This window comes from Candidatus Roseilinea sp. NK_OTU-006, assembly GCF_012931985.1.
Taxonomy (GTDB): Bacteria; Chloroflexota; Anaerolineae; order J036; family Brachytrichaceae; genus JAAFGM01.
The window spans coordinates 1-7,153 of sequence record NZ_JAAFGM010000051.1 but is presented as its reverse complement, the minus strand read 5'-3'; the positions used below and the strand labels follow the sequence as shown (position 1 = coordinate 7,153).

Below are 7,153 nucleotides of genomic sequence, written 5' to 3'. Positions count from 1 at the left end.
GCGGAGCTCCACACCCTGGTGCAAGGGGGTCGCGATGATGAGGGGGCTGAGCAATCCGCTGCCGATGATCGGTCTCGGCCAATATTACCCCGAAATGGAGGGCGCGGTGGAAAGCGCAGGCGTGGGCACGAGTCCGTGGATGGTGAGCTACCTGGCGATCACGTTGGGATGGGCCCGGCAGACCCGGGCGCTGGCGGTTGGCAATGGGTATCTGTTTGAGCGAAGTGCGGCCAAATTTGGGCTGCGATATGTGAATGGGGCGCTGCACGAAAAGCGCCCGATCCTATATGACGGAGGCTATCGCGCTCCGACAACAAATGGGGCGCAGCTCATACAGACGTGGGACGAAGTGGTGGCGCTGCACAATCCGCCTGCGCAGCTGACAGCTACGATTGGGGCCTCTGACACAAGCTTCACTGTGAATTGCAACAGCGGAACCCTTGGGTGTCCCAGAGTCGGGTTCGCCAATGGGGCAACAAATGTTGCCAAGATCGAGAACGAGTTTATCCGCATCTGCAATAGCACTGCCTCAGGCAGCACTACGACATATACTGTGTGCAGCGGCGGGCGCGGCTATTGGGGCTCTGCTGCCGCAAGCCACGCCGCCGGCACGAGTGTTGATCTGCTGTGGCGCGCGACGACAGATTTGCTGAGCGGGCACACTTACCCGAACCTGATGCTCAATGCGCTTGCCCTTTATGACGACATCGAAGGCACATGGGGCTCCGGGCGCAAAGCACTTGAGAGCCTCATGCCAATGGGCATAGGCCTCGAAGGACGAGTGAACGACCAGCGCTACGCGTTTGTGCCACGGAGCATGACAGGCCCATCGAATGTGCGCGCATGGCGCAGCGGGACGCAGATTCGACTCACCTACAATGCTCCCTCGCTGGCTACTTGCCGAGTGGCCCTGAACCCGACGGACATGGATGATGCCACATGGTCGTCTGATGGGGGTGGGGCACGTTCACGGAGTGTTACGCTTACAAGCGCAGCGGCTGCTACTGTGGCAGTTAGCTGTGCCTATGGAAGGGAATACGTCCAAGTTCCGTAATGGAGGTCGAGATGGTCATTGAGCCAAAGAACCAGTCCCCAATTACAACCGAGGTCGGCGGCGTGATGGATCTGGTAGTGGTACCAGTATTCCAGACACGTGATGACTACAAAGCGCGGTACGGTGCGGAACCTCCGCCACCTGATCCTATGCGGCGAGCGAAGCATTGGTTTGACCCAGCCTATGTTGGTGTCGTTGATGATGGAGAAATGGTGCCATATTTGACCTTGGCCATCCATCCATCCACTGGGCAGCCAATTCCAGGCCCTGATGGAAACCCTAGGTTGGTTACCATCTGGCTCACCAAAGAAGAGGCGGGCAGTGTAAACATCCCGGCTGGTACTGCAAACGAGTTCCCCGCGAACATGCCCATCATGCGCCTTGCGCCCATTCATCCACCTGTGCGACCACTGCATCCGGACGAGCGGCTTGAGTTCGGCATGGGTGGCATTGTCCGCGTGGTGAACATTCGTCTGCGCGAGAAGGCCCTGGCCTCGGCTGACCAGTGGACAGCTGCGGATCGCGCGCTGCTGCGCGCAATCGCAGCCAAGCTCGGCGTCTGACCATGCCCGCCGTCCTGCGCTGCGCAGCCTGTGTCGCATGCGCGTGCGCGTGCTGGCTCGCATGCGAGCTCGCACTCACCGTCCGCGCCACGCGCCGCACCGTTGAGCGCGTCGATGCCCATGCTGTCGCACTGGAGCGGATGCTCGATCAGCGCATAATCGAGCTCATCGAGCGCGCTGATGCACGCATGGCGAGCATCGAGCTACGTGCCGATCGGAGGCTCGCGAGCATCGAGCGGCGTGCTGATGCGCGCGTCTCCGATGCGGTGCAGCGCGCCGACGCCAGGCTAGGGGAGGCGCTCGGGCGCGCCGATGCGCTCGTGTCAGACGTGCGCGCCGTCGCGGTCGAGGCGCGCGAGGCAATCGCGGATCTGCGCGCCGGCACCCGTGAGGCGGCGTCACGGCTGGACTACTGGACGGACTGCGAGGGCAATGGGCTGTGCTGGCAGGGCGCTGTGACGGACACGCTGCTCGCCGCGCGCCGGGCGGCACTGGCGATTGACCGCGCGATGCCGCAGATTGTGGCTGCGACGGAGGCATCGGCGGCAGGTGTGCAGCGGACGGCTGCCGCGAGCGCCGAGACGGCTGCCAATCTGGCGCGCATCACTCAGCCTGGGCCACGCTGGCTGCGCTATGTCGGGCTCGGTCTGGGCGTCGCCGCGCCGGCGAGCCAGGTGGCGCTGCCATTCGTCATCAGGCGGGCGGAGCTGCGGTAAGAAGATCTAGCAGATGACTATAATGTGATCGTCTCATCATCCGGGATGCACAGCTTCTGCCTGAGCTTCTTCCTGAAATACTCCGCAGCCTGGTCCTCAATTTCAAGCGCGAATAGCAGCAGCTTCATCAGCGCGGTTGCATCTGGGCAGCGGTCGCCACGTTCGTAGCCAGCGACCGCCCGGACGCTGAGATCTGTGATGATTGCAAGCTCCTGCTGTGTGATCTTGTTACGACGGCGGAATGTCTTGATTGTCGTAGCTGTATCTCTGGGCCTTCTGCTCATCAATAAATCTCCTCTCCATTGGACTCTGGTGCGGACTCCCATCCGCGCTGCGCAATCCATCGATCCAGCCTCGGCACGTATCTGCCGTTCTCGCGCGTCCACTCCTCGCTCTCTGCCCATGCTGCGTGCACAGCATCGATCTGCTCCGCGATCTGTGCTGGGTGCACCGCTCCGCTGAGCACACCAGCCAGCGCCTGCTCGCACATATGCAGCGAGCCTCGGCGATGTTTTGGATGGCGCGCGTGGATGCGCGCCGCTATGTCAGCGAGAGCAAAGCCGTTGCCTGAATGCTCGCTCTGCTTCTGCTGCTTGCAGTGCTGCTGGTGCGTCTGCGGTTCCGGCGGCAATTTCGATGGCGGCTCGCTCCAATGGATCGGCTGATAATCACGGAAGCGCCGTATGTGGATGCAGCGTATGCCTTGGGCTGTGTACCTGGTGATCCAGTGACCTGATGCCAGCTCCTCCAGCCAGCGCTGGATGTCGGCCATGATGGCCTCGTCAGCGCAGGGGAAGAGAGACCCGGCGATGAACATGAGATTGTCAGGGAGCCTGCCCTCGCGGTCAGCGAGGCACCACAAGCCGATGAATAGCAGGCGCGCGCCGTGCGGCAGGCGCGCTAATTCCAAATCCTGCCAAAATTGGGCTTTGATCACGCGGCTGCGCATTGGTGTCCTCACGAGCGCGTGCAGTGGCAGCGCTCGACCATGGAGTAGATCTGCTGTCCATCGCCGGCGCGAGCAATGCGATCTCCGCTGACCTGCCATTCGACGATGGCAATGTGCTCTGGCCGTTGAATTTCCGTGACCACAGCTTTGCCTATTGGCTGACCTGCCGAGTCGAGCTGCCATGTAGCGAGCGCCCAGAAATGTCTCCATCCTGTGCCATCGCAATCGAGACATGATGCTCGCGCGCGTGGTGCCTGTGCTGCTGGATCAGGGGTGGATTCGGCCAGCGATTTAATCTCAGCAGGCGTTGGCACGATCTGCTTATCGCAGAGCGCCGCATCGATCACAGCGCGCGCATGACTCAGCGATGCGCAACATTGCGCGAGCGCCGTTACGAGCTCGGAACGACCCTCACGCTCGAGGTCGCGCCAGCCGCGGAGCGCGGAGAGGCGCTTGACCTGTTCGCTCAGCGCTTTCCTGTCAGTCAGCATTGTGAGCCTCCAATGGATCGCTGCTCTGCGCGCTATCGAGCAATTTCCATGTCCTGCAGCGCCCGCCAGTTGATCCTGGCGCGGCGGATACGCCCAGCCTGTTCCCCGACATATTCGGCGGCTCCGTAGCGCGCGAGCAGATCGATGGCGTCATTGTAGGCGCCGATGCCGCTGGTTTGCAGCAGCCCGCCGCCGTCATAGCAGGCCTGCGTCAGCACCTCAGCGAGCATTTGCAGCGCCTCTCTGAGTTGGTGATCCGTGATCATCCGATCTCCTCCGTGTCGGGGATGCGGCGGGATGATCCGCCGCCCCAGTCCCTCCAACATGTCATCGCAGCTCATAGCCGCGCCTCCAGCATTCGCAGAGCATCTAGCACCTCTGCAGCTGTGGCCTGCTGCGAAACGACCGGCTTGCCGGTACCGCCGCACAGGCGGCAGTCCTGCATGCCTGAACCATCGCAGTCCTCGCAGTCGCGACCGCAGCGAGTACACTCTCCAAGACCGCGGCAGGATTCGCAATGGATCTCGCCTGCGCCGCGGCAGAGCGGGCAGTGCTCGAGCTGCTCTGACCGCAGCGTCTCCATCAGTCGCTCCGCCGCGCTGAGCAGCCGCACCATGGCGATCTGCCGCTCATCGCCGAACCGCAGGCGGATCTGCCCCAGAATGGAGCGCGCCTCGCCGACAGTCATCCTACCCTCCTCTCCAGCCACATGATGCTGGTGTGATGTCGCCCCCCGAGAATGCGCCCGATCTCCGCGTAGCTGTAGCCAGCCGCCCGCAGCTCGCGCACGGCGAGAGCGCGCGCGGCGGTGAGCGCAGGATGCCGCTGGCGCGAGCGCAGCAGATGCAGCGGCACGCCAGTAGCGGACGTCACACGATCCAGCACCAAGTGCGCGGGCTGGTAAACGCTGCGGCAGAGCAATGTCTCTTGGTCGATCAACAGCATCCTCATCGCACGCCTCTCATGACGAGCCCGCGCTCCTCCAGCTCCGCTGCCAGTCTGCGCTGGCTGTAGGCCTCCATCCAGCGCTCGAGCTCTGCCACATCTACGGCCATGCCGTCGCCATCCCATCTGCGGCGATGCAGCCAGTAGCGCTCCACGGCCAGCAGATCGTGGCGGCCGTGAGACTCGAGGTCGTTCCAATGGTTGATGACATCGCCTGTCCGGTAGACTTTCCCTTCCATCTCTTCACTTCCCTCTCACTGCTGAATCAGAAAACTACTGCAACCCCTCGACTGGCTCCACCGCTTTCTCTCACTTCCCGCTGAATCTTGGAACGACTGCAACAAGGAAGGCACGAAGGCGCCGTTGGTTTGGTGCTCTCTCACTTCCCGCTGAATCCTGAAACCACTGCAACCGCCGCACCGGCGATCGCGCAGGCGCCAGTTCGCTCTCTCACTTCCCGCTGAATCTTGGAACGACTGCAACGGCGCTCGCAGAAGTCCAGCGCAATCAACAGTTCAGGATGCCTGCTGCGAGCGCCTATGCAGCGGTGCATGGTCACCTGCCCTTCTTCTGCCCGCCGCTCGCGATCTGACGATCTGGCTGCTGCGTTTCGGCGGGCGGGAGGATGTGGGCCAGCATGGATGCCACCTGTTCGCGGTCTGCCTGGACGTGCTTCGCGATGCGAAATGCAAGGGCCATGCGATTGGTTTCGGCGCTCATCCGGCTCTGGCTCTTGCCCAGCAGCTTGAGCGTCAGTTCCGCCCGCTTCAGCACAGAGCCGTCAACAGCGCCATCTACCGCCAGACGCAGCGCGTCCAGTCCGGACCGCGCGATGTCGTCGAGCTCATAACTCGTGATGTTCATTGCTGTGCTCCTGTCAGTTGGTCTGTCAGCTCTCTGAGCGCCTCGCGGCGCTTCTTCGCCTCGTGCTTGCGGCGTCCGATCTCGCGCTTCACCGCGCGCTCGGCCCCGTCCGCGGACAAATCAGTGCCTCTCGTGACCTGGATGCCTGCCTCCTGCGCCTTGTACCGCAACATCTGCTCGAGCCTGTGCGCAGGCCAGTCTCCGGTCTCAATCGCAACCAGCCTGATCTCGCCGACGTGCTGCGAGGCGCACCAGTCCACGAGATCGCGGCTCCAGCGATGGAGATGATCGTGCAGCCAGTCATCCCAGGTCATCGCAGCCAGAGCCGCCCGCTTGCGGCGCGCATGGCCTTTGCGCCTTCCCATCTGTGCGATCGTTCGCCTGCGGATCAGATCCCAGTCGTCCTTCCGCTGCAGCAGCAGGCTCAGTTCGCGGGAATAGTCTCGCGTCTGCGTCTCCGTGCGCAGCATCAGCCGTCCCGCAGGATCGACTGGACCCAGCACGGCCACTCGCTGTCCTGGCGGAGGCAGCGGAGGCAGTCGCAGCGGAACCGTGATGCGCGCCACAATCTCGCGCCTCTGCGCACGGAAATGCAGCGTGCATTTCTTGATCGGGGGATTCCACTGTTCAGCGATGGAGCGCACAAGCGGCCCGTGGTACTCGTCCCTCAATGTGCCAGGATGCAGCGGCAGCTCCAGCCATTCGCCACCGGCGCCGGCGCGGATCCTGAGGATGTAATCGTCGCCGCGGAGCACGAGATCGACGCCGCTGTCGCTGCGTTTCGCCCGTCCCGTGATAGACAGCGCCGCATCCGGGCGCCAGACAGGGATGGGAGCGCCGGCCGCGATCCGCCTGCCGTCGCGCGTCCAGCTGGCAACCACCTCCTGCTCAGCGCAGCAGTAGGCGTCGCCGCTGAGCCGGCCCTTCATCGTGGCTCGCACGAGTTTCGTCGCCTTGTCCGGCCCATCCTCTCCTGCTGGCTTCAGACCGAGGCGCTCTGCGAATAGCGCTGCCGAGAATGCATTGCGGTAGCGCGCCGCGTCCCATGCCAGCGCGCGCACTCTCTCGTAGAGCCCCCTATGATCCTCGCGGCTCCAGTCCAGCGCAATCCTCAGTGCGAGGACGCGCTGGACGAGCCGCTCGTCGCTCCCTGCCACGGCATGCGGCGGGTGAGAACCGCCTCGATTGTCAGTCAGCGGGATCGCCGTTTCGGGAACGTCAGGTGTTCTGCAGATTGCCGGCATCACTGCACTCTCTTTCTGAGTTCGTAAATGATGGGCATCAGATGCCACGCCTCGAGCGCCCGCGCAAGGCGCTCGCACTCAGCTACGGCTCCGCGCAGATCGCGCGCCCACTGCTCGCGCTGGCAGGCGCGGCAGCGCTGCTCGTAGCACCCGCGCGCCTCATCATAGAGGCAGCCGCAAGGTAGAACCGTGATGTCAAATCGATTTGCCATGACCGCCATGCCCGGGCCGTCCCAGCGGCGCCTGTCGAGCCAGTAGGCCTCGTTGGCCAGCGCGTCGTGCCTGCCTCGGCGTTCCAGCTCCGACGTCCTGCAATGGTGGTCGGAG

At 63.4% G+C, this 7,153-nt stretch carries 13 protein-coding genes; 3 read left to right on the top strand and 10 right to left on the bottom strand.

What is annotated here, in order from left to right:
- The 3 genes from GXH28_RS14915 to GXH28_RS14905 form a co-directional block, all read left to right on the top strand.
- Positions 1-1,054 (top strand): hypothetical protein (locus GXH28_RS14915; RefSeq protein WP_206156876.1); only part of this gene is annotated, 1,054 nt, incomplete at its 5' end.
- Positions 1,054-1,617, top strand: a complete 564-nt coding sequence (locus tag GXH28_RS14910) for a hypothetical protein (protein ID WP_169239816.1) — start codon at positions 1,054-1,056, stop codon at positions 1,615-1,617. The genes GXH28_RS14915 and GXH28_RS14910, both read left to right, overlap by 1 nt.
- A gap of 2 nt (positions 1,618-1,619) precedes the next feature.
- Entirely contained in the window at positions 1,620-2,333 is a 714-nt protein-coding gene (locus GXH28_RS14905; RefSeq protein ID WP_169239815.1) for a hypothetical protein, read from the top strand.
- 17 nt (positions 2,334-2,350) lie between these two features.
- Here the strand turns inward: GXH28_RS14905 and GXH28_RS14900 are convergent, their stop codons facing one another.
- The 10 genes from GXH28_RS14900 to GXH28_RS14855 all read right to left on the bottom strand — a co-directional run.
- Complete coding sequence (locus tag GXH28_RS14900; RefSeq protein ID WP_169239814.1) at positions 2,351-2,617, bottom strand: helix-turn-helix domain-containing protein; 267 nt, start codon at positions 2,615-2,617, stop codon at positions 2,351-2,353.
- Positions 2,617-3,282 carry a hypothetical protein gene (locus GXH28_RS14895; RefSeq protein WP_169239813.1) on the bottom strand — a complete coding sequence of 222 codons (666 nt, stop codon included), beginning with the start codon at positions 3,280-3,282 and terminating at the stop codon, positions 2,617-2,619. The genes GXH28_RS14900 and GXH28_RS14895 overlap by 1 nt, the downstream gene beginning before the upstream one ends.
- Before the next feature lie 8 nt (positions 3,283-3,290).
- Positions 3,291-3,629 (bottom strand): hypothetical protein, encoded by a 339-nt coding sequence (locus tag GXH28_RS14890; protein WP_169239812.1) that lies wholly within the window; start codon positions 3,627-3,629, stop codon positions 3,291-3,293.
- Between the two features lie 176 nt (positions 3,630-3,805).
- On the bottom strand, positions 3,806-4,039 hold the full coding sequence (locus GXH28_RS14885; protein ID WP_169239811.1) for a hypothetical protein: 234 nt from the start codon (positions 4,037-4,039) through the stop codon (positions 3,806-3,808).
- 71 nt (positions 4,040-4,110) lie between these two features.
- Positions 4,111-4,461, bottom strand: a complete 351-nt coding sequence (locus GXH28_RS14880) for a hypothetical protein (protein WP_169239810.1) — start codon at positions 4,459-4,461, stop codon at positions 4,111-4,113.
- A complete protein-coding gene (locus GXH28_RS14875; RefSeq protein WP_169239809.1) occupies positions 4,458-4,718 on the bottom strand; it encodes a helix-turn-helix domain-containing protein in 261 nt (86 codons plus the stop codon). The genes GXH28_RS14880 and GXH28_RS14875 overlap by 4 nt, the downstream gene beginning before the upstream one ends.
- A gap of 2 nt (positions 4,719-4,720) precedes the next feature.
- Complete coding sequence (locus tag GXH28_RS14870; RefSeq protein ID WP_169239808.1) at positions 4,721-4,957, bottom strand: hypothetical protein; 237 nt, start codon at positions 4,955-4,957, stop codon at positions 4,721-4,723.
- A gap of 316 nt (positions 4,958-5,273) precedes the next feature.
- The gene (locus GXH28_RS14865) at positions 5,274-5,582 is read right to left on the bottom strand and encodes a hypothetical protein (protein WP_169239807.1); all 309 of its coding nucleotides are present in this window, start codon (positions 5,580-5,582) and stop codon (positions 5,274-5,276) included.
- A complete protein-coding gene (locus GXH28_RS14860; RefSeq protein WP_169239806.1) occupies positions 5,579-6,826 on the bottom strand; it encodes a hypothetical protein in 1,248 nt (415 codons plus the stop codon). The genes GXH28_RS14865 and GXH28_RS14860 overlap by 4 nt, the downstream gene beginning before the upstream one ends.
- Positions 6,826-7,153 (bottom strand): hypothetical protein (locus tag GXH28_RS14855; protein ID WP_169239805.1); only part of this gene is annotated, 328 nt, incomplete at its 5' end. The genes GXH28_RS14855 and GXH28_RS14860, both read right to left, overlap by 1 nt.

Excerpts from the sequence above, each read along its gene's own strand:
- GXH28_RS14875 (WP_169239809.1), bottom strand. The coding sequence starts at position 4,718 with ATGCTGTTGATCGACCAAGAGACATTGCTCTGCCGCAGCGTTTACCAG.
- GXH28_RS14885 (WP_169239811.1), bottom strand. The coding sequence starts at position 4,039 with ATGATCACGGATCACCAACTCAGAGAGGCGCTGCAAATGCTCGCTGAG.
- GXH28_RS14870 (WP_169239808.1), bottom strand. The coding sequence starts at position 4,957 with ATGGAAGGGAAAGTCTACCGGACAGGCGATGTCATCAACCATTGGAAC.
- GXH28_RS14895 (WP_169239813.1), bottom strand. The coding sequence starts at position 3,282 with ATGCGCAGCCGCGTGATCAAAGCCCAATTTTGGCAGGATTTGGAATTA.
- GXH28_RS14865 (WP_169239807.1), bottom strand. The coding sequence starts at position 5,582 with ATGAACATCACGAGTTATGAGCTCGACGACATCGCGCGGTCCGGACTG.
- GXH28_RS14905 (WP_169239815.1), top strand. The coding sequence starts at position 1,620 with ATGCCCGCCGTCCTGCGCTGCGCAGCCTGTGTCGCATGCGCGTGCGCG.
- GXH28_RS14880 (WP_169239810.1), bottom strand. The coding sequence starts at position 4,461 with ATGACTGTCGGCGAGGCGCGCTCCATTCTGGGGCAGATCCGCCTGCGG.
- GXH28_RS14910 (WP_169239816.1), top strand. The coding sequence starts at position 1,054 with ATGGAGGTCGAGATGGTCATTGAGCCAAAGAACCAGTCCCCAATTACA.
- GXH28_RS14900 (WP_169239814.1), bottom strand. The coding sequence starts at position 2,617 with ATGAGCAGAAGGCCCAGAGATACAGCTACGACAATCAAGACATTCCGC.
- GXH28_RS14860 (WP_169239806.1), bottom strand. The coding sequence starts at position 6,826 with ATGCCGGCAATCTGCAGAACACCTGACGTTCCCGAAACGGCGATCCCG.